25 protein-coding genes are annotated in these 23,560 nt (G+C 63.9%); 8 read left to right on the top strand and 17 right to left on the bottom strand.

Annotated elements, in window-relative coordinates; genetic code table 11:
- The first annotated feature begins 10 nt into the window (after positions 1 to 10).
- Positions 11 to 1,237 (top strand): MalM family protein, encoded by a 1,227-nt coding sequence (locus tag GQB00_RS01185; protein WP_165854952.1) that lies wholly within the window; start codon positions 11 to 13, stop codon positions 1,235 to 1,237.
- A gap of 9 nt (positions 1,238 to 1,246) precedes the next feature.
- Here the strand turns inward: GQB00_RS01185 and GQB00_RS01190 are convergent, their stop codons facing one another.
- The 3 genes from GQB00_RS01190 to GQB00_RS01200 form a co-directional block, all read right to left on the bottom strand.
- A complete protein-coding gene (locus tag GQB00_RS01190; RefSeq protein ID WP_323127229.1) occupies positions 1,247 to 2,296 on the bottom strand; it encodes a polysaccharide deacetylase family protein in 1,050 nt (349 codons plus the stop codon).
- 96 nt (positions 2,297 to 2,392) lie between these two features.
- Positions 2,393 to 3,070 (bottom strand): DNA-J related domain-containing protein, encoded by a 678-nt coding sequence (locus GQB00_RS01195; RefSeq protein ID WP_165854953.1) that lies wholly within the window; start codon positions 3,068 to 3,070, stop codon positions 2,393 to 2,395.
- Between the two features lie 50 nt (positions 3,071 to 3,120).
- Positions 3,121 to 3,768, bottom strand: a complete 648-nt coding sequence (locus GQB00_RS01200; RefSeq protein WP_165854954.1) for a TetR/AcrR family transcriptional regulator — start codon at positions 3,766 to 3,768, stop codon at positions 3,121 to 3,123.
- 204 nt (positions 3,769 to 3,972) lie between these two features.
- Here GQB00_RS01200 and ttcA point away from each other — a divergent pair, with 204 nt between their 5' ends.
- The gene (ttcA, locus tag GQB00_RS01205) at positions 3,973 to 4,857 is read left to right on the top strand and encodes a tRNA 2-thiocytidine(32) synthetase TtcA (RefSeq protein ID WP_165854955.1); all 885 of its coding nucleotides are present in this window, start codon (positions 3,973 to 3,975) and stop codon (positions 4,855 to 4,857) included.
- Between the two features lie 9 nt (positions 4,858 to 4,866).
- On the opposite strand, the gene GQB00_RS01210 is transcribed toward ttcA, so the two are convergent.
- From GQB00_RS01210 to ccoN, 10 genes are all read right to left on the bottom strand, one after another.
- The gene (locus GQB00_RS01210; protein ID WP_165854956.1) at positions 4,867 to 5,358 is read right to left on the bottom strand and encodes a hypothetical protein; all 492 of its coding nucleotides are present in this window, start codon (positions 5,356 to 5,358) and stop codon (positions 4,867 to 4,869) included.
- A 165-nt stretch (positions 5,359 to 5,523) separates the two neighbouring features.
- A complete protein-coding gene (locus tag GQB00_RS01215) occupies positions 5,524 to 6,216 on the bottom strand; it encodes a sulfite exporter TauE/SafE family protein (protein WP_165854957.1) in 693 nt (230 codons plus the stop codon).
- Positions 6,206 to 6,475 (bottom strand): cbb3-type cytochrome oxidase assembly protein CcoS, encoded by a 270-nt coding sequence (gene ccoS / locus GQB00_RS01220; RefSeq protein ID WP_165854958.1) that lies wholly within the window; start codon positions 6,473 to 6,475, stop codon positions 6,206 to 6,208. Before ccoS ends, GQB00_RS01215 begins: the two co-directional genes overlap by 11 nt.
- 88 nt (positions 6,476 to 6,563) lie before the next feature.
- Entirely contained in the window at positions 6,564 to 9,047 is a 2,484-nt protein-coding gene (locus GQB00_RS01225) for a heavy metal translocating P-type ATPase (protein WP_165854959.1), read from the bottom strand.
- 3 nt (positions 9,048 to 9,050) lie between these two features.
- Positions 9,051 to 9,557: a FixH family protein gene (locus GQB00_RS01230; protein WP_165854960.1), complete on the bottom strand. Its 507-nt coding sequence runs from the start codon at positions 9,555 to 9,557 to the stop codon at positions 9,051 to 9,053.
- A 26-nt stretch (positions 9,558 to 9,583) separates the two neighbouring features.
- Positions 9,584 to 11,020, bottom strand: a complete 1,437-nt coding sequence (gene ccoG / locus GQB00_RS01235) for a cytochrome c oxidase accessory protein CcoG (RefSeq protein WP_228276642.1) — start codon at positions 11,018 to 11,020, stop codon at positions 9,584 to 9,586.
- Between the two features lie 158 nt (positions 11,021 to 11,178).
- On the bottom strand, positions 11,179 to 12,078 hold the full coding sequence (gene ccoP, locus GQB00_RS01240; protein ID WP_165854961.1) for a cytochrome-c oxidase, cbb3-type subunit III: 900 nt from the start codon (positions 12,076 to 12,078) through the stop codon (positions 11,179 to 11,181).
- The gene (locus GQB00_RS01245) at positions 12,075 to 12,266 is read right to left on the bottom strand and encodes a cbb3-type cytochrome oxidase subunit 3 (RefSeq protein WP_165854962.1); all 192 of its coding nucleotides are present in this window, start codon (positions 12,264 to 12,266) and stop codon (positions 12,075 to 12,077) included. The genes ccoP and GQB00_RS01245 overlap by 4 nt, the downstream gene beginning before the upstream one ends.
- A gap of 5 nt (positions 12,267 to 12,271) precedes the next feature.
- On the bottom strand, positions 12,272 to 12,880 hold the full coding sequence (gene ccoO, locus GQB00_RS01250) for a cytochrome-c oxidase, cbb3-type subunit II (RefSeq protein WP_165854963.1): 609 nt from the start codon (positions 12,878 to 12,880) through the stop codon (positions 12,272 to 12,274).
- 16 nt (positions 12,881 to 12,896) lie between these two features.
- Positions 12,897 to 14,327 carry a cytochrome-c oxidase, cbb3-type subunit I gene (gene ccoN / locus GQB00_RS01255; protein WP_111496491.1) on the bottom strand — a complete coding sequence of 477 codons (1,431 nt, stop codon included), beginning with the start codon at positions 14,325 to 14,327 and terminating at the stop codon, positions 12,897 to 12,899.
- A gap of 320 nt (positions 14,328 to 14,647) precedes the next feature.
- Here ccoN and GQB00_RS01260 point away from each other — a divergent pair, with 320 nt between their 5' ends.
- Both GQB00_RS01260 and rlmM read left to right on the top strand, forming a co-directional pair.
- Positions 14,648 to 15,280: an alpha/beta fold hydrolase gene (locus tag GQB00_RS01260; RefSeq protein WP_165854964.1), complete on the top strand. Its 633-nt coding sequence runs from the start codon at positions 14,648 to 14,650 to the stop codon at positions 15,278 to 15,280.
- Between the two features lie 28 nt (positions 15,281 to 15,308).
- Positions 15,309 to 16,376 (top strand): 23S rRNA (cytidine(2498)-2'-O)-methyltransferase RlmM, encoded by a 1,068-nt coding sequence (rlmM, locus tag GQB00_RS01265; RefSeq protein ID WP_165854965.1) that lies wholly within the window; start codon positions 15,309 to 15,311, stop codon positions 16,374 to 16,376.
- Positions 16,377 to 16,413: 37 nt separating this feature from the next.
- On the opposite strand, the gene GQB00_RS01270 is transcribed toward rlmM, so the two are convergent.
- Entirely contained in the window at positions 16,414 to 16,698 is a 285-nt protein-coding gene (locus tag GQB00_RS01270; RefSeq protein WP_111496876.1) for an antibiotic biosynthesis monooxygenase family protein, read from the bottom strand.
- A gap of 85 nt (positions 16,699 to 16,783) precedes the next feature.
- Between GQB00_RS01270 and tusA the strand changes: the two genes are divergently transcribed.
- On the top strand, positions 16,784 to 17,023 hold the full coding sequence (gene tusA, locus GQB00_RS01275) for a sulfurtransferase TusA (RefSeq protein ID WP_111496488.1): 240 nt from the start codon (positions 16,784 to 16,786) through the stop codon (positions 17,021 to 17,023).
- A 31-nt stretch (positions 17,024 to 17,054) separates the two neighbouring features.
- Here tusA and GQB00_RS21975 read toward each other — a convergent pair whose 3' ends face one another.
- The gene (locus tag GQB00_RS21975; protein WP_207950578.1) at positions 17,055 to 17,915 is read right to left on the bottom strand and encodes a DMT family transporter; all 861 of its coding nucleotides are present in this window, start codon (positions 17,913 to 17,915) and stop codon (positions 17,055 to 17,057) included.
- Positions 17,912 to 19,783, bottom strand: coding sequence for a protein-disulfide reductase DsbD (dsbD, locus tag GQB00_RS01285; protein ID WP_207950695.1), 1,872 nt, complete (start codon positions 19,781 to 19,783; stop codon positions 17,912 to 17,914). Before dsbD ends, GQB00_RS21975 begins: the two co-directional genes overlap by 4 nt.
- Before the next feature lie 243 nt (positions 19,784 to 20,026).
- On the opposite strand from dsbD, the gene GQB00_RS01290 reads away from it, so the two are divergent.
- The 3 genes from GQB00_RS01290 to pdxB all read left to right on the top strand — a co-directional run bounded on the left by GQB00_RS01290 (position 20,027) and on the right by pdxB (position 23,106).
- Positions 20,027 to 20,530 (top strand): elongation factor P hydroxylase, encoded by a 504-nt coding sequence (locus tag GQB00_RS01290; protein ID WP_416234141.1) that lies wholly within the window; start codon positions 20,027 to 20,029, stop codon positions 20,528 to 20,530.
- A gap of 135 nt (positions 20,531 to 20,665) precedes the next feature.
- Positions 20,666 to 21,946, top strand: coding sequence for a DEAD/DEAH box helicase (locus tag GQB00_RS01295; RefSeq protein ID WP_165856484.1), 1,281 nt, complete (start codon positions 20,666 to 20,668; stop codon positions 21,944 to 21,946).
- An 11-nt stretch (positions 21,947 to 21,957) separates the two neighbouring features.
- Complete coding sequence (gene pdxB, locus GQB00_RS01300) at positions 21,958 to 23,106, top strand: 4-phosphoerythronate dehydrogenase PdxB (RefSeq protein ID WP_165854967.1); 1,149 nt, start codon at positions 21,958 to 21,960, stop codon at positions 23,104 to 23,106.
- A gap of 93 nt (positions 23,107 to 23,199) precedes the next feature.
- Here the strand turns inward: pdxB and GQB00_RS01305 are convergent, their stop codons facing one another.
- Positions 23,200 to 23,364, bottom strand: a complete 165-nt coding sequence (locus GQB00_RS01305; RefSeq protein WP_162628822.1) for a PA1571 family protein — start codon at positions 23,362 to 23,364, stop codon at positions 23,200 to 23,202.
- Positions 23,365 to 23,560: the final 196 nt, after the last annotated feature.

A 23,560-nucleotide genomic window follows, 5' to 3' on the forward strand; every position in this document is an offset into this window, starting at 1 on the left:
AGGAGCAGGCGTGATTGGGCAAATACAGCGGGCGTTGTTGTTTGGGGTCGGGCTGGGGCTAGCGATGGCCCCGCCGGCGCAGGCCGACAAGCGCTATTTCACCTGGGTCGACGAGCACGGCAATGTGCGCCATACCCTGATTCGGGACGGGGCTGACCCGCTTGAGGCGCGGGCCCGGAAAGTGGAAGAGGCGCGGCGCAGTGAAGGCAGCGAAGGCAACACCACGGCGGCGGACGACGCCCGGTCCCGGGGGAGCACTGAGAAGCCAGGTGAGAAGCCCGCAGCCGCACGGCGGGTCGAAAACGACCACCTTCAGGAGCCTGACGAACCGGTCGCCTCGACGCGTGATGCTAACGAGCCCGGGAAGGCAACGGCGGCGCCCGAAGCTGTCCCGCGACGTTCAACGCGCGTACCGGATTCCCCCCGGCCGGCATCGGCAGAGCATTCCGGGAACCGGGCTGCCGACGACACCGAATATACCCTGGAAAACTTTCCCGACGGCGACGCGCTGGCCCGGGACGGCTTTGTCCGGGACGGCGATCCGCTGCCGTACTTCACCTGGCGGGACGCCCACGGCAACCTGCGGGTTGACTACTATCGCCCGAAGCCTGGATTCGAGAAGGAACCGCGTGCGGAGTCCGCGCCATCGCTGACGCCAGGTTTAGTGATTGAAAGCCGGCCCGGCGTGGTGCCGGCGGCGAATCGCGAGACCCTGGCCGTACTCGGCATCGACCGCGACGGGACGCTGCTTCAGCGTTGGCGGGAGCGGTGCTGCGGCGGGCTGCCGGTCACGGACCTGGCGCAATGGGACGATTCCCGGGAATTCCAGTTGGACCTGGACGACCTGGCGCCAACCTACCGATTTGCCTCCGGGGAGAGCGTCTATCGGCTGGTGCGGTTGCCGGAACCGGCCGCAGTTTCAGCGTTCGTGGCGCAGGTTCGGTCCTATATCGACAACACCGTCTTCGTGCCGACGCTGGTTTTCCTCGATGAAGAGATGGCCGTGCAGCGACTGGTTACCGACCTGGCTTTCGACTACGCCGCCGAGAACTGGCACCGACTGGGTTACCTGGAGGCGCGGGTACCGGTTTTCCCGGGCCGGGGCGAGCGCTGGCTGCTGATCCTGTCGCGCCAGCAGGACCAGGTGGGCCAGACCGTTATCGAGAGTGAGGCGGGGCCCCGGGTGCTGCACCACGCCCACAGCGGTTTGCTGGGGCTGGTGCAGTTGGCGCCTTGAGCGGTCGGATCAGTCTTCCGGCTGGCTCCGGTCCAGCCACTGGACCGACTGCCAGTAGTAGCGCCCTTCGCCGGCCGGATAGGTGCAGTTGTAGCGGAAACGGCGGCTGTTGAAGGGCTGGTCGGCGGTGATCGTCACCCGGTTGCCGTTGCCGGTCGGTTCCACATCCAGCTGTCCCACGCCGGAGCCAAAGCAGGTCAGGGCGGACGCCCGCAGCGACTCCGGCAGGTCCAGGGCCAGGGTGGGGGGATTCTCAGGCAGACGGCCGTCCGGCAGCGTGTTCGCGTCAACCGGCAGGGCGCGGCTGAGCAGTTTGTCTTTCAGGCCCTCCATCTGCCCGTAGGCGTTGGCCATTGGGAAGCGGGGCAGGCGGGTAGCGCCGGAGCTTTCCCCGACCGCGCCGGAATGCTGGCCGTAGCCGTACCAGTCCCGTGCCTGGATCAGGGCTTCCAGGTTCTCATCGAATTCGCCGTAGGGGTAGGCAAACAGCGGCGCGTCCGTGCCGAGCTTGCTGGCCAGGGTCGACTGCGCCTGGTCCAGGCTGGCGGCTGCCCGCTGCTGCCAGTGTTCCTCGCTTTCATCGAGCTTGCGCACCAGGTGGCCGTGATCGGCGCTGTGGTTGGCGATGGTGACTTGCGGATGGCTGGCCAGCTCCTTCAGTTGATCCCAGGTCATGTAGCCGTGGCGGCCCTCATTGATGGCGTCGGTATTGACGAAGACCGTGAAGGGCCAGTCCCGCTCCAGCAGTTTGGGGGCGGCGGTGGTGTAAACCGAGGTGTAGGCGTCGTCGAAGGTAATCGCCACCGCCGGATCGGCGCCCATCTGTCCGGACAGCGCGTGCTCGGTGGCGGTCCGCAGCGGTTCCACCGGCAACGACAGTGTGTCGATCAGCTCCAGTTGCTGGTCGAACAGCGCCGGCGTGGTGCTGGTCGCGGCCGGCGTGTCGTCACTGACGTGGTGGTATTGCAGTACGGCCAGATCTGCGGCGGCGGGCAGACTGACAGTGAGCAGCAGGCCGGTCATCAGCGGCGAACGGATAACAGAGGGTATGGCTTTCACGGGTTCTCCTTCTCGTGCATTGGGAAGGGACGACAGCCCCTGGGTATCTCCGCGGGCGGAGATCATGAACGTCTATAGCGTATTGGCTTGCAGGCTTCAACGGTCGGCGGTTGCGCTGGAGAGAAAGTAGTCGCGCAGGGTGTGGAAGGCGGCATTGAGATCCTGCACCGCTTCCTTGGTGCCGCCCCGGTCCGGGTGGGCGTGCATCGCCTGGCGGCGGTAGGCCTGGCGAATGGTAGCGAAGTCGTCGGGTATGGCTTCGAATCCCAGCACCTGGGCGGCTTCGTCCAGGCTGTCGCGATCCGCGGTAACCGGGGCGCGACCGGCCCAGAAATCGTCGAGCATGCGCTGTACCGCGCCCTCGGACAGGTTGTACTGGCTCAGGTCCAGATAGAACTCGCGCAGCCGGTCGCAATTGCCCGGCATGCCGTCGCCGGAAACCATTGGCGACAACCGGATGCGGATGCGCATGGGAGAGATGTCGAGCTGCTCGCCGTTGGCGTTCAGGTCATCCCTGAGCCGATAGAGGCAGTGGAACAGCAGGAAATGCGCCGGGTAGATGGCGGACGGCTCGGAGAAATCGACACTGTCCAGTAATTGCCAGGGCGGCTGCTGGAGCTGGCGAATCAGCGCCAGCTCGCTGACGCCTTCCGCCTGCTCCCGCAGGATCGCCTCGGCGGCCGCCATCACGGCCGCAATCTTTTGCTGCAGCGCGGCCGAGCGGGCCGCACGCGCGCCTTGTCCGTCGTCGGGTGTGGTGGTGGATGCTTCCATACCCTGAGCCTAATGCAGGCCGTCAGGCAGTGGAAGCCCCGATCGCCTGATCAGGCGCGTTTCAGCAGGGTAACGGAGGTGTTTCCGCTGTTGCCCAGGATCAGGTCGCGGACGAAGTCAGCGGCGCTGTCTGCCTCCCGCTCTGCATCCAGGGACGGCTGCGTCATGCAGCGTTCGGCAACTTTGAGGCTGACCTCGTAGGCAATGCCCCGGCAGGCCGCGGTCAGGTACCCCGATTCCACGCCGTGGCTGTGGTCGCGGCTGACGGCACCGCAGATGTTGCGATCCAGGGCGGCGGTGGCCAGGTCCAGGATGCCGGCGCCGAAGAGATCGCGGATCGCCTGGTCGTTACGGTGGGCCAGGTCGTAGGTGACCGGGTCTGCTGCGGCGGCCTGGAACAGGGCACGGTAGGTATGGTGAACCAGTTCCTGCTCGCTTTGGGCGGCGCCCTGGCTCTGCTTCACCAGCGTGCGCAGGGATTCTAGGAAATCGCGGAAAAGCGCGATGAAAATGTCGCGTTTGTCGGAGAAGTAGTTGTAGAAAGTGCCGGCCGCCAGGTCTGTGCGACGGATGATGTCGCGGATGGTGGTCTGCTCGTACCCGACTTCCCGGAAGCAGTCGCGGGCGGCGTCGAGAATGGCTTTCTGGTTGTTCAGGCGGTTACGTTCGCGTTTACCGAGCGTGGCGGTATCGATCATGATTACGGTCCCTTTCCTTGGGTGCCTCGGCTGATTTCGGGCCGGGCCTGTTTTTTATGAACTGATTGTCATCCTTGACGCTAGAGTCTCTGAAAGCGACCAGGGTCGGGTATACGTGAAACCCGGAATAGAAGGAGCCATGACTGACGGCGGAGGGCCTTTTCGGTATACTCGTGCCCCATTTTCCCGATCACCGGCAGGATTATGTCAGAGCAGCTCAAAGACGAACGCAAGGCCACGCTGGAACTCAACAAATTGCAGAAACGGCTGCGCCGGGATGTTGGCCAGGCGATCTCCGATTTCGGCATGATTGAGGCCGGCGACAAGGTCATGTGCTGCCTGAGCGGGGGCAAGGATTCCTACACCATGCTGGATATCCTGCTGAACCTGCAGCGCAGCGCGCCGGTGCCGTTCGAGCTGATTGCCGTCAACCTGGACCAGAAACAGCCCGGTTTCCCTGAGCATGTGTTGCCGGAATACCTGTCCTCGCTGGGTATCGAATACCACGTGATCGAGAAGGACACCTACAGCATCGTCAAGGAGAAGGTGCCGGAAGGGAAGACCACCTGCGGCCTGTGCTCACGCCTGCGCCGGGGCATCCTCTACAATTTCGCCGAAGAGCATGGGGTCACCAAGATCGCCCTGGGCCACCACCGGGACGATCTGCTGGAGACCCTGTTCCTCAACATGTTCTACGGCGGTCGCCTGAAGACCATGCCGCCCAAGCTCAAGAGCGACGACGGTCGCAATGTGGTGATCCGCCCGCTGGTTTACGCCCGGGAGAAGGACATCGAGCGTTATGCGGAGGCGCGTCAGTTCCCCATCATCCCCTGCAACCTGTGCGGTTCCCAGGAGAACCTGCAGCGTCAGGTGGTCAAGGACATGCTGAAAGCCTGGGACCAAGAGCATCCGGGCCGGATCGAGTCCATGTTCCGTGCCATCTGCAACGTGTCTCCGTCGCACCTGGCGGATCCGGCGATCTACGATTTCGAGCGGCTGGAAGTGGACTGGCGCCAGGGCGGTGAGTCGGACGTTCAGGACAGTCAGCCGTCGCCCGCCTACGAGCGTCTGGACGTACTCAACCTCTGACCGGCCGCGTCAAATCGCAGGCAGGCCCCGCGGTGCTGCCAGGCACAGCGGAGCCAGGGCCTTGTGCAGGCGCGCCAGGTAACTCTCTTCCTCGATGTGCAGCAGGCTCGACCAGAGCCGTGTCAGCCCGTCCGCGTCGTTGGGGCGCGGCCACGACGGCTTCACCCACTCCAGCGCGCTGATCGCTACGGCCGCCCCGTAACGGGCGTTGGTGATCAATTCCAGATCCGGATTCACCAGGAACTCATGCTGGCTGGCAAAACCGCGCACGCGGCTGGCCCGTTCCGGGTCGAACGCCAGGTATTCGTCCCACACCTGTCGATGCAGGATGGGAGAAATGCCGAACACGCCCAGGCCCTCATCGTCGGCGATGGCAAAGGGGTCGAAGTGGCGCAGGGTGGCGGCTCCCAGCAGAATTTCGTCAAGGATGGGGTGGGGTTCGCCGAGCGACTGGGCGACGGGGCGAATAACGTGATCAAGGAGTGCAGATGCCTGGGACATGGATCAAGCCCTCACGATGCCTGCATCAGGGACAGACAGTTAAATCTCTATCTGCCACTTTCACTTTAGAATTAACCGCTAAGTTCATGATGAACAATAGATCACGGACGATCGGTTGGTCAATAAATGAACGTTAAAATCTTGTGAAAATTGCATCTATAAGGATCAGCGGGCCATCAGCAGGCCGGATACGGGCAGGGTCCATAGACCGAAGGCGATCAGGCAGGCGCCGGTGATTCTGCGAAACAGCGGGTGGCTGCGCCATTTGCGTAACTGACTGGCGGCGTAGCCGGTAGCCAGCATGGAGGGCAGGGTGCCCAGGCCGAAACAGAACATGGTCAGCGCCGCCGCGGGCACGCTGGGCTGCAATGCCGCCCAGCCCAGGGTGCTGTAGATCAGCCCGCAGGGCAGCCAGCCCCAGACCATGCCCAGGCCGAGCGCCTGCCAGGGCGACTGGATCGGCATCAGTCGGCCACTTAACGGCGAAAGACGCTGCCAGAGCGGTTTCCCCAGCCGCTCCACGTACTGGATGCCCTGCCACCATTGCCCCAGCGACAGCCCCATCAGAATCAACAGGGCGCCTGCCAGCGAGCGCAGCAGCGGGCCAAGTGATTGCCAGGTACCGGCCGCCTGGGTGCTCACCAGCGCGACCAGGCTGGCCAACACCATGTAGCTGGCGATCCGGCCGCCGTTGAATGCCAGCAGCAGGGCCGACTGGCGCAGGCGGAAGCCCGGCCCCACCGGAAGGGCCATCGACAGCGACGCGCTGATGCCGCCGCACATGCCCAGGCAATGGGCGCTGCCCATGAAGCCGATCATGAGCGCCCCGCTGTAGCCGATCAGCAGTTCACTGGCCATGGGTGTCGGACGGTTCTCCAGAGCCAGAGCCAGAGCCAGAGCCAGAGCCCGCAGCCGGATGTGACCGGCGATCCTGCGTTTTTTGCTCATCGGTCTTGGCGTCGTCGGGGATCATGTCGGCGTCGTCGTCGTAGAGAATGCGGTGGGCCGGCCCTTCCAGGTCATCGTACTGACCGCTCTTCACGGCCCAGCAGAATACCGCAATGCCGAGACCGACCAGCATCAGGGTAACGGGGACGAGCAGGTAGACGATTTCCACGGCGGATCTCTCGTTTATCCGTTGATTGAAGTCGTTTCTGAAGACCGCGTTGACGCCACAAAAGGCATGCGATCGACTGGATCGTCGTTCAGGTCACGGTATCAGGCCGGATGGAGCCGGCCAACCCGTCTTGCGCAGCGCGGTCTGGCTTTCTGGCGTCAGGTTGACCCAGTCTCAGGGCGTTTAGCACCACGATCAGCGAGCTGGCGGACATGCCCAGAGCGGCCAGCCAGGGCGGCACCAGACCGGCTGCGGCCAGGGGCAGTGCGCACAGGTTATAGCACAGTGCCCAGGCCATGTTCTGGCGAATGATCCGGCGCGTTTGGCGGGCGGTGTCCAGGGCCGTTGCCAGGGGCGTCAGCTGGTCGCCCAGCAGCACGGCGTCGGCTTTTAGCCGGGTCAGGTCGGTGGCGCTGTCGACCGCCACCGACACCTCGGCCCCGGCCATCACCGGCAGGTCGTTGAGGCCGTCGCCCACCATCAGTACGTGGCGGTCCTGATCTTCCAGGCGGCGCAGGAACGCCAGCTTCTCCTCCGGCGATGCCTGACCGCATACCGTGTCTATGCCGAGCGCCCGACCGACTTTCTCGACATGCCCCGAGCGATCGCCACTGAGCAAAACGGTGTGGATGCCGCGGTCGCGGAAGCTCTGGATCGTGTCCCGGGCATCGGCGCGGACGGCGTCGTCGAGCAGGAAGCTGGCCAGCGGTTCGGCCTCGCTCGCCAGGAAGACCGTCAGGCCGTCGTCATTGGGGTCGGGTAACTCGACACCGGTCTGTTCGGCGACAAAATCCCGGTGGCCGATCGCGTAGGTGCGACCTTGCCATTGCCCGGTCAGGCCGCCGGCCAGATGGTTGGCTACGTCGTCGATTCGCAGATCCGGGCGCGCCATGGCCTTGAGTGCCTGGCCAACAGGGTGCTCGGAGAACTGTTCCAGGCCGCCCGCCAGTGCGCGGCATGTGTCTTCGGACAGGCTACCCAGGGTTTCCATCCCGGTCAGGCTCAGCCGGCCCCGGGTCAGGGTGCCGGTCTTGTCGAATACGACCGTGTCGATGCGGTTGAGTGACTCGAGGGTATGCCCCCGCGTCGGCAGGAATCCGGCACGGCGCAGGCGCACGGTCGCCGTTGTCAGGGCCGTGGGCGTCGCCAGCGACAGGGCACAGGGGCAGGTCACGACCAGCACCGACAGGGCGGTGTCGAAGGCGGTGCCGGAGCCGGCCAGCCACCAGCCCAGCCAGACGGCGGGCGCAATCAGCAGGATGCGGCTGACGAACACGCCGGCCACCCGGTCCGCCAGCTGCGACACCCTGGGTTTCTCGGCCTGTACCCGATCCAGGATCCGCAGGATGGACGATAACCGCGTCTGCTGGCCCACCCGTTCCACGCGCACCGTGAGCGGGTTTTCGCCATTGATCGACCCGGCATGGGCCCGGCAGCCGGGCCCGCGGGCTTCGGGCAGGTATTCGCCGGTGAGCGCGGCCTCGTTGAGAGTGGAATGTCCCGACTCGATGATGCCGTCCACCGGAACCACCTCGCCGGGCCTGATCCGGACGCGATCGCCGGGGTGCAACTGCTGCACCGGCACCACCTCGAAGCCGGTGACGGTTTCCCGGGTGGCGATCGGCGGTGGCGATGAGGCCAGCGCGCCGCTGCTCAACCCCGCCCGGTAGCGGGCCTGCATTTCGATGTAGCGACCCAGGGACAGGAAAAAGGTGAACATGCAGACCGACTCGAAGTACACCTCTTCGCCGCCGGCCACGGTAACCCAGGCGCTGGCCACGTAAGCGAGCCCAATGGCGAGCGCCACCGGCACGTCCATGGTCAGGTGACGGCTGCGCAGGTCCCGCAGTGCGTTCCGGAAAAACGGACGGGCGCTGTACATCACCACCGGTGTTGCCACCAGCAGGCTGACCCAGCGAAAGAAATCGAGTTGCGCCTCGCTGACGCCGCTGATCAGGCCGAAGTAGAGCGGCATGGCCAGCATCATGTTCTGCATGGTCCCGGCGCCGGCAATCCAGAGCCGGATCAGTGCGGTGCGTTTCTCTCGCTGGAGCTGGGCCTCCGCCTGGTCGGGCTCGTAGGGGCGGGCGCCATAGCCCAGCTCATGGATCGCTTCCAGCAGGTGACTGAGCGGGACCCGATCCGGGTTCCACACCAGGCGGGCACGGCGGGTGGAATGGTTGACGCTGAACTGCTCGACGCCGGGTTGCTGGGCCAGGTGATGCTCAAGCACCCAGATGCAGGCGGCGCAGGACAGTCCGTCTATGAGCAACTGGGCGTCGTGGCGCGGGGCTCCGTCGACGTCGCCGATTCGGGAGACAAAGGTTCGTTGCACCTGTTCATGGTCATATAGCGCCAGCTGTTCGCGTCGGCGTTCGTCCAGCGGTTGCGGTGTGGCGGGGCGGGCGGTGCGGTGATGGTAGAAGCCGGTCAGCCGCTCATCGATGATCAACTGGCACACGGCGCGGCAACCCTGGCAACAGAAACGGCGTGTCTCGCCGTCGACGGTCAGAGTGATGGCGGGGTGGGCGGAAATCGGCTCCCCGCAGTGGAAGCAGGTGTGATCGTTCAAGACTTACCCCTGCGGTGCCGGTCGCAACGGCAGGGCGACATCGGACGGCAGGGCCGCCTGGCCCTTCAGGCGCCAGCTGTTGTCCGGTCCGCGCAGATCCAGGTACCAGCGACCTTCCAGTGGCGTGGCCAGCGTGGTTTCGTAGCGACCGTCTCTCACCGGCTGCAACTGGAGCCGGCGGTCTTTCTCGGACAGGGTGGGGTGCGACAGGTTGAGTACCAGGAACGGGAAGCCGTCGCCATCTTGCAGCGTCAGGGCGACCCGCCGCTCGTCGAAACGGATGTTGCCGTTCAGCCCCAGGTCGGCGGCCTTGCGGTCTCGCGCCAGTTCCATGTTGATGCCCAGGCCATCCCTGGAGTAATCGTCGCTGACCATTGAGCCCCGGGTCTGGACCGCCACGGTGATCATGAAGATGCACCAGAGGATGGTGACCGCCGGAATGGCCAGCACAAACCAGAGCCAGAACTGCTTGTACCAGGGGCCGTGGTCTTCGACGGAATTTTCGGACATGGGTGTCAGCCTCGCAGCAAATCGGATCAGCGCCGTCGGGCGCCCAGGAAACGGCTTTCAGTCTCGGCCCGCAAGTCGCTGTCTTCGGCGCCGCTGACCACAAACACGATGTCGTTGTGGGTGCCGGGCAAGGCGTCGGGACTGGCTTCGACGACCGTGGGCAAGGCGAGATTCTCGCCGGCATCCAGTCGCACGCGGGTATCGGTCAGGATACGGGCGGTATCCAGGCCGATGACCGACAGCGTCAGCGTCTGCGGCACTTCCGTCTTGTTCTGGATCTTGACGGTGTAGGAGTTTTCGATCAGGCCGCGATTGTTCATCTGATAGAGTGCACCGCGATCCCGTAGCACCTCAAGTTCCAGCGGGGAGCGCGTCAGCAGGGTGAACACCAGCGCGCCGATCATCAGCGCCAACGCCACACCATAGCCGATGGTGCGCGGTCGCAACAGCTTGGATGGCTTGCCTTCGAGCGTGTGTTCGGTGGTGTAGCGGATCAGCCCGCGCGGGTAGTTCATCCGGTCCATGATCTCGTCGCAGGCGTCAATGCACAGGGCGCAGTTGATGCACTCGTATTGCAGGCCGTCGCGGATGTCGATGCCCGTCGGGCAGACCTGCACGCACTGGCCGCAGTCGATGCAGTCGCCCAGGCCCAGCGCGGTTTTGTCGGCGTCCTTGCGGCGCCCGCCGCGGGGCTCGCCGCGGTTGAAGTCGTAGGACACCACGCGGGTGTCTTCGTCAAACATCACCGACTGGAAGCGGGCGTAGGGGCACATGTACAGGCAGACCTGCTCGCGCATCCAGCCGGCGTTGGTGTAGGTGGCCACGGTGAAGAAGAACACCCAGAAATAGGCCCAGCCGTTGGCCTGCAGCGTGAACAGGTCCACCGCCAGTTCGCGCACGGGGTAGAAGTAGCCGACGAACGTCAGGCCGGTGGCGAAGGCGATGCCCAGCCAGAGGGCGTGCTTGATGACTTTCTTGGTGGATTTCGCCGTGCTGCCCGGCGCCTGGTCGAGCTTGATGCGCTTATTGCGACTGCCTTCGACCTTCTCCTCGACCCACATGAAAATAAAGGTCCAGACCGTCTGCGGGCAGGTGTAGCCGCACCACACGCGTCCGAACAGGGTGGTGATGAAGAACAGGCCGAAGGCGGCGATGATCAGCATGCCCGACAGCAGGATGAAATCCCGGGGGAAGAAGGTGGTGCCGAACAGGTGGAATTCGCGACCGGGCAGGTCGAAATAGATCAGCGGCTCGCCACCAATGTGAATCCAGCAGAACAGGAAGTACATGCCCATCAGCGCCCACAGGCTGAAAAAGCGGATGCGCTGATACAGGCCGGTAACGGCTTTGACGTAGATCTTTTTCCGGCTGGCGTAGAGTTCGACGTTGTCGGATTTCTTGTTGTCGGAGGCAGCGTCAGTCGCAGGGTCAATGTCTTTGACCGGGATTTGACGGCTCATCATGACCTCTCATCAGTACTGACGGCCGGCGAGTGCGGACAGTCTTGCGCTGCCTTGCGGGCTCACCGGATGGTGCACCGGGTACGTAGCCGCCCGGCCGGCTGTGGCGTGTGCCATCGGTTGCGCGGCCCGTCCGGAGAACGGGCCGGTGGTAAACAGGTTTACTCATCGCGACGCGACAAGCCGTAGACGTAAGCGGCCAGGATGTGGATCTGGTCGTCGCTCAGGCGCCCCTCCTGCGGCGGCATCCGGTTTTGTCGGCCGTACACCACGGTTTCCCGGACCCACTCGTAGGTGCTGCCGTACAGCCACGCGTCGTCGGTCAGGTTTGGGGCCCCCAGCATCGGGTTACCCTGGCCTTCCGCGCCGTGGCATTGCGCACAGGCCTGAGCGAAAACGGCCTCGCCCTGTCTGGCCAGTTCCGCGTCCTGTTCGCGGTCGCTGAAACTGAGCACGTAATTGACCACCGCATCCACCTGCTGATTGGTCATACTGGGCATCAGTCCCTTGGCCGGCATGGCGGCGACGCGCCCCTCGTGCAGCGTTTGCAGGATGCGGTCGGGTTCGCCGCCCCAGATCCAGGCGTCATCGGTCAGGTTGGGAAAGCCGATGGCGCCGCGCGCGGCGGAACCGTGGCACACCGAGCAGTTGTTGGCGAACAGCCGCTGGCCCATCTTGCGTGCGTCCTCGTTCTGCGCCAGTTCCGGGATCGGCACGTCGCCGTAACGCGCGAACAGCTCGCCATAGCGGGCCTCGGCCTGCTGCATTTCCTCTTCCCACTGTTTCTCCTGGCTCCACCCAAACAGGCCCTGGAAGTTGCCCAGCCCGGGATACAGGAGCAGGTAGATGAGGGCAAAGACGCAACTGGCCGAAAAGAGATAAAACCACCACTTGGGCAGCGGGTTATCGTATTCCTCGATGCCGTCGAAGGAATGACCCATGGTGCGATCGGTTTCGGTATCGGTGGTCTGGCTCTTGCGTGTCGCCCAGAGTAGCCACCAGCACCCGATGACGGTACCGAGCACGATCACGCTGATCCAGATGCTCCAGAACGTACTCATGGCTTCTTCTCCGTCTCCGTCTTGTCCTGCTGCTGAGTGCGCTGGTCGATGTCGTCGTCCTCGAACGGCAGGTTGGCCGCCTCGTCGTTGTGCTTGCGGCGGTGGGCGCTGTAAGCCCACCAGACAACGCCGACGAAGGCGATCATCACGAGCAGGGTGTGAATCCCGCGCAGGTCGTTCATATCCATCGCGATCACCGTTTCGTCGAAATCACAGTGCCCAGTTGCTGCAGGTAGGCGACCAGGGCTTCGATTTCATACTTGCCGCGGATCTCGTCGGGCGCGGCGGCGATCTGCTCATCGGTGTAGGGCACGCCGAGCATCTTGTACGCCTCCAGCTTGCCCTGGATGCCGTCCGGGTTCAGTTGACGATCGAACAGCCAGGGAAACGCCGGCATGTTGGATTCGGGCACCACGTCCCGTGGGTTGTACAGGTGAACCCGGTGCCAGGCATCCGAGTAACGATCGCCCACCCGTGCCAGATCCGGACCCGTGCGCTTGGAGCCCCACAGGAACGGATGGTCGTAGACGAACTCACCGGCCACCGAGTAATGCCCGTAACGCTCGGTTTCGGCGCGGAAGGGGCGGATCATCTGGGTGTGGCAGACGTGGCAGCCCTCGCGGATATAGATATCCCGGCCTTCCATCTCCAGTGGCGTGAGCGGCTCCAGGCCGGCGATGGGTTCGTTCACTTCCTTGAGGAAGAACAGGGGCACCACCTCGACCAGAAAGCCGCCGCTGATCACCAGTACGATCAGCACGGCCATCAGTCCCAGGTTCTTCTCGACAACTTCGTGCTTCATTGGCTCTCTCTCCTGCTCACGCGGTCTGCGCCACGCTGTTGTCGAGGGCGGCAGCGTCCTTCTGGCGGATCGTCATGCGCACGTTGTAGGCCATCACGAACATGCCGGCGAGGAAGATCACGCCCCCGATCAGGCGCACCAGATAGCCCGGCTTGGACGCCTCCAGGGCCTCCACGAAGCTGTAGGTCAGGGTGCCGTCGGCGTTGACCGCACGCCACATCAGGCCCTGCATGATGCCGTTGACCCACATGGCGACGATGTAGAGCACCGTGCCGATGGTCGCCAGCCAGAAGTGCACGTTGATCAGTCCCACGCTGTACATGCTGGAGATGCCCCACAGCCGCGGGATCAGGTGGTAGACCGCGCCGATACTGATCATCGCCACCCAGCCCAGCGCGCCGGAATGGACGTGGCCGATGGTCCAGTCGGTGTTGTGGGACAGGGCGTTGACCGTCTTGATGGACATCATCGGGCCTTCAAAGGTCGACATGCCGTAGAAGGACAGGGACACCACCAGGAAGCGCAGGATCGGGTCGGTGCGCAGTTTGTGCCAGGCCCCGGACAGGGTCATCATGCCGTTGATCATGCCGCCCCAGCTCGGTGCCAGCAGGATCAGGGACATCACCATCCCCGCGGTCTGGGCCCAGTCGGGCAGGGCGCTGTAGTGCAGGTGATGGCCGCCGGCCCAGACGTAGGTGGCGATCAGCGCCCAGAAATGGACGATGGACAGGCGATAGGAATAGACCGGCCGCTCTGCCTGCTTGGGCACGAAGTAATACATCATGCCGAGGAAACCAGCGGTCAGGAAGAAGCCCACCGCGTTGTGGCCCCACCACCACTGCATCATGGCGTCGGTCACGCCGCTGTAGATGGAGTAGGATTTGAACGCTGCTACCGGCAGCTCCAGGTTGTTGCCGATATGCAGTACCGCCACCGTGATGATGAACGCGCCGTAGAACCAGTTGGCCACGTAGATGTGTTTGGTCTTGCGCTGGGCAATGGTGCCAAAGAACACCAGCGCGTAGGTCACCCAGGTGAGGGCGATCAGGATGTCGATGGGCCATTCCAGCTCGGCGTATTCCTTGGTGGACGTGAACCCCATGGGCAGCGTGATACAGGCCGCCACCAGCACAAGCTGCCAGCCCCAGAAGGTGAACGCCGCCAGGCCGTCGGAAAACAGCCGGGCCTGGCAGGTGCGTTGCACCACGTAGTAGGAGGTGGCAAACAACGCACTGCCGCCGAAACCGAAGATGACGAGGTTGGTGTGCAGCGGACGCAGTCGGCCGAAATGGGTCCAGGGCAGATCGAAATTCAGGGCGGGAAAGCGCAACTGGGCGGCGATCAGAACCCCCATGGCCATGCCGACGATCCCCCAGACGACCGTCATGATGGCGAATTGGCGCACTACCTTGTAGTTGTAGGTCAGCGTTGGATGCACTGTGCTCATAATGGCCCTGCCAGAGGATTACGAGGGAGAAATGTCGCGTTCGCAAGTATGGTTAATGGGTAGCCGCTTTTCAATGATCTGGATCAAGCAAACAAGTCGTCCAAATCAGCGACATAGCTGCCAAACAGGGGGTTATTCGACTTGAGGAGCAGACGCGTCCCTCGAGCGTGCAGTCAGCAGCTGTCCCGTGCCCCTGGCCCCGCTCCAGTAAGGGTAGCCGCAAATATGGGGTTCGCACGGCAGGGCTGATAAACTGCCGGGCTTTGCGGATCGGTTGGCCCGAGCCGGCCGGGAAGGAGGCACCTTTGGAGCTACGACCAATGGCCGAAGACATTCAGACGGGAGAAGCAGGCCCGATATTGCTGCTGGCCCATGGTGCGGGAGCGCCAATGGATTCCCCATTCATGGCCGCACTGGCTGACGAGCTGGCCGAGCGTGGCGTCCAGGTGGTGCGCTTTGAATTCGGCTATATGGCCCGGCGCCGGGAGGATGGCAAGAAGCGGCCGCCCCCCAAGGCGGAAAAGCTGGTGGACGAGTTCGCCGAGAAAGTCACGGCCTACGGCGGCGATAGCCGGAAGCCTGTGTTCGTCGCCGGTAAATCCATGGGCGGTCGGATCGCCTCGTTGCTGGCGGCTTCTCACGCCGCGCCGGTTAGCGGCTGCGCCTGCTTCGGCTATCCGTTCCATCCGCCGGGCAAGCCCGATCGCTGGCGCACCGACCATTTTGCCGAACTGGCTGTACCCCTGCTGGTCAACCAGGGGACGCGGGATCCGTTTGGCCGCCAGGAGGAAGTCCTGGCGCATTTTGAGTCGTCCCTGCCGTTTGCCGTGGAATGGCTTGAGGATGGCGAGCACGATTTCAAGCCGCGCAAAGCCTCCGGCCTCACCCAGCAGGCGCTGATCGCCCAGGCGGCGGAACGCACGGCGCGCTGGATCAACGATCTCACGACCTGACCTTTTCCAACCGAACGAGCGAACCACCATGGATCAGATTCTTCTTTTCTGCCGGGCCGGCTTCGAGACCGAGGCGGGTCGGGAGCTGACCGACGCCGCCGCAGCGGCTGGACGCTACGGCTATTTCCAGCCTGAAGCCCATGCCGGCCGCGTGCTGTTCGTGCTGGCCGATGGTGGCGAGCCCGGTCAATTCATGAACCAGGTCGAACTGGCGGATCTCGTCTTCGTGCGCGACTGGTTCCAGGTGATCGCCGACGAGCCCCTGCCGCAGGAAGATCGGGTGGGTGCAGTTCTGGACGTGCTCCGGGAGCAGCCTGAGTTGCCGGTGGCAGCGCGGGTCGAGATCCGGCTGCCTGAAGACAGTGAGCAACGGGATCTCAGCCATTTCGGGCGCAAGTGGGCTTCGCCCCTGTCCCGTGCATTGCGGGAAACGGGGTTTCTGGAGGAAAACGCCGACAACCCTTGGCGCCTGGAAGTTTTCCTGCCGTCTTTCGAGCGCATGGTGGTGGGCCTCAGCCACGCCGGAAACCGGTCGCCCTGGCTGAGCGGAATCCCGCGGCTGCGGCTGCCGGCTTCGGCGCCAAGCCGCTCCGCGCTCAAGCTGGAAGAAGCTTGGAAAGTGTTTATCCCCGATGCCCAGTGGCTTGACTATCTGGGGGGCGCCAAGAAGGCTGTGGACCTGGGCGCGGCGCCTGGCGGTTGGACCTGGCAGCTGGTGCAGCAGGGCATGCTGGTGACCGCCGTGGATAACGGACCCATGAACGACGAGCTGATGGCGTCGGGCCACGTCGAGCATGTGCGCGCCGACGGTTACCTGTGGCGTCCCCAGCGCGCGGTGGACTGGATGGTGTGCGACATCGTCGACAAGCCACGTCGCACCACCGACATGGTGGTCGACTGGTTGGGCCAGCGGCTCTGCAAGTACGCTGTCTTCAACCTGAAACTGCCGATGAAAAAGCGCTACGACGAGTGGTTAACCTGCCGTGAGCGTCTGCTGGAAAACCTGGACGCGGTCGGCGTTCAGGTGCGCCTGCGGGCAAGGCACCTGTATCACGACCGGGAAGAGATTACCTGCTTTGTCGAACGCATGAGCTGAGCGGGCAAGACCGTAACCTGCATGCCTCAAGAGTCCGTCAGCATTGCTCCAGGATGGTGATTTTCTCGTCCTGGTCCATCATCGGACTGAGTTCGTTCATCATGTCCTTGCGCTCGTCGGAGTGGTACCACTGGTCCCAGTCCGAAATGCAGCGCCAGTTGCACAATGTCAGTCGGTGATTACCATCCCTGGCGTCCACCAGCGTCTCTCCGGATATGAAGCCGGGGGCGCCGACGGCCCGTTGCAGCAGTCGTCTCGACTGCTGTTCGTAGGCGGATTCCAGGGTGGCAGCGATATGGCGTTCGATCAGTACCCGTATCATCATGGCCTCCGCAACTCTTTGTTCTTATAATTCAATCTAGCACCGTAATCGACGATTCGCCTGTAAAGGGCGGGGGAGACATGATTTGGCGGACCTGACCTTCGACCTGGAACTGGATGCCACGGGCCTGATGTGCCCCGAACCGGTCATGATGCTGCACAATCGCATGGCGGAATTGCCGGTCGAGGGGGTGCTGAGAATGGTCGCCACCGACCCATCCACGCAGCGCGACGTGCCCAAATTCTGCCAGTTCCTCAACCATCGGCTGCTGCAGGAAGAGCACACCGACACGCAGTTCGTCTATTACATCCAGCGGGGCGCCTGAAGATTGCGGCCGGCGCGGCTCTGTGGTCGTGTCAGGCCGGTGCCCGGCGTTGGCGCAGGTTGAACAGGCCCGCGCCGACGATCAGTGCGCACCCGATCACCTGGGAACCGGTCACCGGTTCCATAAAGAACAGCCAACCCAGCAGTGCGGCGAAAATCACCGACGAGTAGGTGAACTGGCCAATCTGCCCGGCCGGTGCAATGCGGTAGGTGGTGGTGATCAGCATTTGCGCCAGGGTGGCGCAAAGTGCAAGCCCACCCATCCAGAGCCAGGTCGACAGGCCTGGCGGAACCCAGACCGCAGCGGCGGCCGGCGCGGTGACCAGAGTTCCGAACAATCCGAAGTAGAAGACGATGCGCGCACTGGGCTCGGTAACGCCCATGCGCCGGATGGTCACCTTCGCCGTGGCTCCGAGCAGGGCACCGGCGAGGCCCGCCGCCACAAACAGGTAGTCGTTCAGGTCGGCGGAGGCCGGATCGAGGATCACCAGAACGCCGGCAAATCCCACCGCGATGGTCAGCCAGATAAGGCGCGAGGTGCTTTCCTTCAGCCACAGCAGGGCAATGACCGGAATGAAGAAAGGCGCGGTCAGCTTGAGCAGCACCGCTTCGGTCAGCACCAGCTTCTCCAGGCTCAGGTAGTAGCAGTACATGGCGCTGACGCCGATGACCGCGCGCATCAGGTGAAAACGCAGGTGCCGGGTTTTCAGGCCGGCCACGCCCTCGCGGCTGATCAGCAGCGGTCCGATGATGGCCAGCCCCAGGATATTGCGCAGGAAGACCAGTTGGGCGGACGGGATATCCGGCGACAGGTGCTTGATGATCGCCCCCATGACCGCGAGCAGCATCTCGCCGGCCAGGACAAAGGCCGCGCCACGCTGGATGGCCGTCACAGGCCCGCGGAGAGGGGTTGGAGGCGCTCCAGGTGGGACAGGAACTGTTCCCGGTCCATTTCACCCATGATGCGGGCGTTGACGCGCTCTTCACCGGCGGCGTCGAAGAACAGGATTGCCGGAGGGCCGAACAGTCCCAGTTCGTCCAGCAGTGCCTGCTGTTCGGCGGTGTTATCGGTCACGTCAATCTGCAGCAGCGTCAGCGGGGCCAGGGCTGAACGCACCGCCGGCGCGCTGAACACGTTGCGCTCCATCACCTTGCAGCTGATGCACCAGTCGGCGTAGAAGTCGAGCATCACCGGACGGCCGGCGCTGGCGGCGTCGGCCAGCGCGTTCCGGAGGGCCCCCGGTGAATCGACGCGGCGGAATATCGTTTCAACGTCGTGGGTGCTGTTATTAGCGAGGGTCGGCTGCGTGGTAAACGGCGCCAGCGGCCGAAGCGGATCCACGCCGCCAGCCAGGCCGCCGCCGATCAGCGCAATGGCGTAGGCGAACAGGACCAGACCCGCCCCTTTCCAGGTGCGCTGCCAGCCGACACGGGCCGCCTCGAACGCCCCCAGTTGGACGCCGGTGACCGCCGCCAAAAGGCCCCACAGAATGAGCGTGACCCAACCGGGCAGCAACCGCTCCAGCAGCCAGATGGCAACCGCCAGCAGCATCACCCCGTAGAACGCCTTGACCGTCCGCATCCAGGGGCCGGTTTTCGGCAGCCAACGGCGACCGCCGACGGCCACCAGGATCAGCGGAATGCCCATGCCCAGCCCCAGAGCCAGCAATGCCATGCCGCCCAGGATGGCGTCCTGGGTGGTGCTGATATAGAGCAGGCTGCCCGCCAGGGGCGCCGACACGCAGGGGGATACAACCAGGGCCGACAACGCGCCGATGGCGAACACCCCCAGCGTCTGGCCGCCGGGCAACCGGCTGGAAGTGGCATCGAGTCGGCTGGTCAGGGTCTGGGGCAGGCGCAGGTCGAAGACGTCGAACATGGCCAGGGCAAAGACGAAGAAGAAGGCGGCGAACGTCACCAGCACCAGCGGCGACTGCAGTTGTGCCTGCAGATTGAAGCTGGCTCCGAGCAGGCCAGTCAGAACCCCGGCGGCAGCATAGGTCAGCGCCATGCCCAGAACGTAGCTGATCGATAGCGCCAGCGCGCGGGCGGTGCTGCTGGTCCGATTCGACACCACCGCGGTGATGATCGGCACCATGGGTAGCACGCAGGGCGTGAAGGTGAGCCCCAGGCCCAGCAGCAGGAAGAGTCCGGCAATCGCCAAGGGCGACTGGCTGCTCAGCAACGCGGCGATGCCACTGGCGTTGTCGGCAGAAACGGTGCCTGCCGGATCTGCGCTGGTTGTTGCGCCGGCCGCTCCGGCGCCATTGCCGACGAACAGTACCGGTCGCTTCTGAGGCGGATAACACAAACCGGCTTCTGCACAGCCCTGATAGCTGACCGTCAGCTGTGCCTCGTCCATGCCGCTGGGCAGGGTGACCGGCACATTGGCGGTCACCGGCTCGGTAAAGACTGTGACCTCGCCGAAATAGGGGTCGTCTTTCAGATGGCCCGGCGCGGTGAAGCTTGGGGTACCGATCCTGACGTCCGGGTTGTCCGCCGTGACCGTCACGCGTCCGCGATACAGGTAATGCTCAGGGGCGATGTCCCAGCGTAACGCGACGCCGCCGTCCGTCACGGACGAGCTGAACGGCAGCGCTTCATCGACGGGCAGGAATTCACCGAGCTGATCGTTTCCGGTTGCCGACTTGAGATCGAAGGCGTGTGCCGGAGCGGTTGCCAGCAGGAAAACGACGGCAAGGAGCTTCAGCAGGGCCTGCAAGGCGCGCCGGTGTGTCGATGAGCGGAATATCGGGGGCAAACTGGTCAAACGTCGACTCTTCTCGCCTGGTCAGTGAAAGCGGAGCGCGGCGCGGGGCCCGTATCGGGCGCGCCGCGAGCTGGCCATTTAGAGTCGAATGGTATCAGAAAGTTCGCAACCCGGTGGGGCCGTGGATGCCGCAACTATCCCACCATTGGTGCGGTCTTGATCCGAATACTGGTATTGAGTGGACGAAACACGCACAATAGCGCACGCATGCAACACCATCCAGACGACCTGATAATGCTTTTTAACGATCTTTTTCGCGCACGATGGCGAACAGAACTGGTGCGTGGAGAGGACGAGCCTGAATACATTCCGGCCGCGGACAGCGAGGCGTACCACCGCGTTGTCTTTGCCCACGGCTATTTTGCCAGCGCCCTGCACGAAATCAGTCACTGGTGCATCGCCGGCGAAAAACGGCGCCAGCTCTACGATTACGGCTACTGGTACTGTCCCGACGGGCGCACCGGTGATCAGCAGGCGGCTTTCGAGAGTGTGGAAGTCAAGCCCCAGGCCCTGGAGTGGCTGTTCAGCGAGGCTGCGGGCCGCCGCTTTCACATCAGCGTCGACAATCTATCGGGCGATGGTGCCTGCGACGAGGAGCGCTTCCGGCGGAACGTGGCGTTGCAGGCCCAAACCTACCTGGCGGAAAAGATGCCGGAGCGGGCCCGGATGTTCCTGGATACCCTGCTGGATTTCTACGACCGCCGTTCCCGGTTCGGCGCGCACCTGTTCCAGGCCTGAAGACGCCGACGAGGTGCGGGCGCGGATAGCGGATAGAGAACGTAAGACGCTCGATGAGAGTACAATGACATGTTGCTCCCGCCGAACCCATCACAAGGGCGGGACGAAGACCGTGGAGAGGTTTCTTTGAATACGATGGAAGTGCCACAAGACGACGGCCAGACGCCGTTCACCTCGTTCGATCTGGACGCGAAGCTGCAACAGGCGATCAGCGGTATCGGTTTCGAATACTGCACGCCGATCCAGGCGGAGGCGCTGCCGCTGACCCTCGCCGGCCATGACCTGATCGGTCAGGCCCAGACCGGGACCGGAAAGACCGCCGCGTTCCTGATCACTGCGATCCAGCGCATGCTGAAGTCCCCGATTCCGTTGGAGGAGCGCTATGCCTCCGAGCCGCGGATCCTGGCCCTGGCACCGACGCGCGAGCTGGCCCTGCAGATCGCCAAGGACGCCGAGGAACTGTGCGCCCACACCGGCCACAACGTGGTGACCGTGCTGGGCGGCATGAACTACGACCGCCAGCGCGACCAGTTGCGCAATGAGGTGGTGGACGTGCTGGTGGCCACGCCGGGCCGCCTGATCGATTTCCTGGGTTCCCAGGATGTGTTCCTCGATCAGCTCGATATCCTGATCATCGACGAAGCGGATCGCATGCTGGACATGGGCTTTATCCCTGACGTCAAGCGCATCATCCGCAAGTGCACGCCCAAGGAAGAGCGCCAGACCCTGCTGTTCAGCGCCACCTTCAACCAGGACGTGCTCAACCTGGCGTCCATGTGGACCCGGTCCGCTGAATTCGTGGAGATCGAACCGGAACAGAAGACAGCCGAGCGCGTCGAGCAGACCGTTTATATGGTCAGCGAGGACGACAAGCTGAAGGTGCTGGTCAACTACATCCAGCGCCCGGAGGTCACCAAGGCGATCATTTTCGCCAACCGGCGCGACCAGTGTCGCGATCTGGAACAGGATCTGCGCCGCCAGGGTGTGAGTACCGCGCTGCTGTCCGGCGAGATCGCCCAGAACAAGCGTCTGAAAACCCTGGATCGCTTCAAGGACGGCTCAATCAAGGCTCTGGTGGCCACCGACGTCGCCGGTCGCGGCATTCACGTCAGCGGCGTCAGCCATGTGTTCAACTACAACCTGCCGGAAAACGCCGAGGACTACGTGCATCGCATTGGCCGTACCGGGCGTGCCGGTGAGCACGGCGTGTCGGTCAGTTTTGCCAGCGAGGACGATGCCTTCTCGTTGCCGGCCATCGAAACCTACATCAGCCAGAAACTGCCTTGCACGATTCCCGAGGAAGGCCTGATGGCGGAACTGGCCCAGCCCCAGGAACCGCGTCGCCGGCGTCGGAGTAGTGGCGGCGGCGGTGGCAACCGCCGGCCGTCGTCGGGGCGCCGTCCGCGCCGGGCGTGAGGTAGAGACAGATGCTGATCGTTGCGGACGAGAACATTCCCTTACTGGATGCCTTCTTCGACGACATGGGGACGATTCGCCGGGTGTCCGGCCGGGATCTGACGCCGGCCGACGTGGCGGACGCCGACATCCTGTTGGTGCGGTCGGTCACGCGTGTGGATCGGCAGTTATTGGAAGGCAGTCGCGTCAAGTTCGTGGGCACCGCCACCATCGGTACGGATCACGTGGACACCGAGTGGCTGGCCGGGCAGAGCATTGCTTTCGCCAGCGCCCCGGGCTGCAACGCTTCCAGCGTCGTGGAATACGTGATCAGCATCCTGTCGATTTATGCCGAGCAGCGCGGCCATGACGACTGGTCTGACCTGTCGGTGGGCGTCGTCGGCGCGGGTAACGTCGGGCAGCGCCTTGCCGATACGCTGGGCCGCCTGGGCTTCCAGGTTCGACGCTACGACCCGCCGCGGCAGCAGGCCGAGCCCGGCGAAGACTTTGCCACGCTCGAGGATGTCCTGGCCTGTGACGTGATTTCCCTGCACACGCCGTTGACCGACGACGGCGATTGCCCGACGCGGCACATGATCGATACCGATCGCCTGGCGACCCTGAATGCCTCCCAATTGCTGATCAACAGCGGTCGCGGCGGCGTGGTGGATTGTCAGGCCCTGAAAGGGCGACTGGCGCAGCCGGAACCGCCCTGGGCGGTGCTCGATGTCTGGGAAGGGGAGCCGGCTGTGGACCCGGAGCTGGCCCGGATGCTGTGGTTGATCACGCCGCATATTGCCGGCTACAGCCTGGAAGGCAAGGTCGGGGGAACGGAGCGGATCTACCAGGCGCTGTGTCGTTTCCTGGGTTTGCCGGCCCGCAAGAAGAGTGGTCAGTTTATGGCCGATCCGGCCTTGAGCAAGCTTTCGTTTACAGCGTCGGCGACCGCTCAGGAAGCCGCTCACCTGGCGATTCGCGCCTGCTACGACGTGCGTCGCGACGATGCCCGCTACCGGCGGGTGCTCGATCTGCCGGAGAGCGAGCGGGCAGCAGCGTTTGATGCCATGCGCCGCGATTATCCCGTGCGTCGGGAATTCTCCAGCACCAAGGTACAGCTCAAGGGCGGTGCCAAGGACCTGCAACAGGTGTTCAAGGCGCTGGCCTTCAAGCTGAAAACCTGACGCTTCGTCGATCCGCCGGCAAGCGTCCGCTGGCCGGCCATGTCAACACTTTCCCGCTGTGTCTGCGGGCGGCCCGATCCGGGATCGCGCCTGTTAGCCTACTTTGCGCAGCGGCTCCTCGCGGGTGTCGTCCGCGTCAGCCAGCTGTGCCAGCGATGAGCGAACCATCGCATCGGTAATCGGTACTTCACGGCCATCGGACAGGACGATGGCGGCGCCGTTCATCCAGCTTTCCGTTTGCGGTTGCTGTTGCGTCATGAATCCGGCCTCTCTCGGTTGTCGTTTCATCCTGCTGGCAGGCTAAAGCAGCTATGTGTCCGATTGATGACATCGGTACGATGCCTGCTGTTGCCTGACCTTTGCAACAGTCTGTCAGTCGGCGGAGAGGGAGGCTATTGTACGAAGGTGGGGGCCAAGCCAGGGGAAGGGCAGAGATAAGGCGGGGCGAAGGGCC

The sequence above is a fragment of the Marinobacter sp. JSM 1782161 genome (genome assembly GCF_011421605.1).
GTDB classification, from domain to species: domain Bacteria; phylum Pseudomonadota; class Gammaproteobacteria; order Pseudomonadales; family Oleiphilaceae; genus Marinobacter_A; species Marinobacter_A bohaiensis.

Bases quoted from the DNA above. Each gene is read 5' to 3' on its own strand.
- GQB00_RS01195 (WP_165854953.1), bottom strand. From the start codon at position 3,070: ATGGAAGCATCCACCACCACACCCGACGACGGACAAGGCGCGCGTGCG.
- GQB00_RS01200 (WP_165854954.1), bottom strand. From the start codon at position 3,768: ATGATCGATACCGCCACGCTCGGTAAACGCGAACGTAACCGCCTGAAC.
- ttcA (WP_165854955.1), top strand. From the start codon at position 3,973: ATGTCAGAGCAGCTCAAAGACGAACGCAAGGCCACGCTGGAACTCAAC.
- GQB00_RS01210 (WP_165854956.1), bottom strand. From the start codon at position 5,358: ATGTCCCAGGCATCTGCACTCCTTGATCACGTTATTCGCCCCGTCGCC.
- GQB00_RS01215 (WP_165854957.1), bottom strand. From the start codon at position 6,216: ATGGCCAGTGAACTGCTGATCGGCTACAGCGGGGCGCTCATGATCGGC.
- GQB00_RS01230 (WP_165854960.1), bottom strand. From the start codon at position 9,557: ATGTCCGAAAATTCCGTCGAAGACCACGGCCCCTGGTACAAGCAGTTC.
- ccoG (WP_228276642.1), bottom strand. From the start codon at position 11,020: ATGATGAGCCGTCAAATCCCGGTCAAAGACATTGACCCTGCGACTGAC.
- ccoP (WP_165854961.1), bottom strand. From the start codon at position 12,078: ATGAGTACGTTCTGGAGCATCTGGATCAGCGTGATCGTGCTCGGTACC.
- GQB00_RS01245 (WP_165854962.1), bottom strand. From the start codon at position 12,266: ATGGATATGAACGACCTGCGCGGGATTCACACCCTGCTCGTGATGATC.
- ccoO (WP_165854963.1), bottom strand. From the start codon at position 12,880: ATGAAGCACGAAGTTGTCGAGAAGAACCTGGGACTGATGGCCGTGCTG.
- ccoN (WP_111496491.1), bottom strand. From the start codon at position 14,327: ATGAGCACAGTGCATCCAACGCTGACCTACAACTACAAGGTAGTGCGC.
- GQB00_RS01260 (WP_165854964.1), top strand. From the start codon at position 14,648: ATGGCCGAAGACATTCAGACGGGAGAAGCAGGCCCGATATTGCTGCTG.
- rlmM (WP_165854965.1), top strand. From the start codon at position 15,309: ATGGATCAGATTCTTCTTTTCTGCCGGGCCGGCTTCGAGACCGAGGCG.
- GQB00_RS01270 (WP_111496876.1), bottom strand. From the start codon at position 16,698: ATGATACGGGTACTGATCGAACGCCATATCGCTGCCACCCTGGAATCC.
- GQB00_RS01290 (WP_416234141.1), top strand. From the start codon at position 20,027: ATGCTTTTTAACGATCTTTTTCGCGCACGATGGCGAACAGAACTGGTG.
- GQB00_RS01295 (WP_165856484.1), top strand. From the start codon at position 20,666: ATGGAAGTGCCACAAGACGACGGCCAGACGCCGTTCACCTCGTTCGAT.
- pdxB (WP_165854967.1), top strand. From the start codon at position 21,958: ATGCTGATCGTTGCGGACGAGAACATTCCCTTACTGGATGCCTTCTTC.
- GQB00_RS01305 (WP_162628822.1), bottom strand. From the start codon at position 23,364: ATGACGCAACAGCAACCGCAAACGGAAAGCTGGATGAACGGCGCCGCC.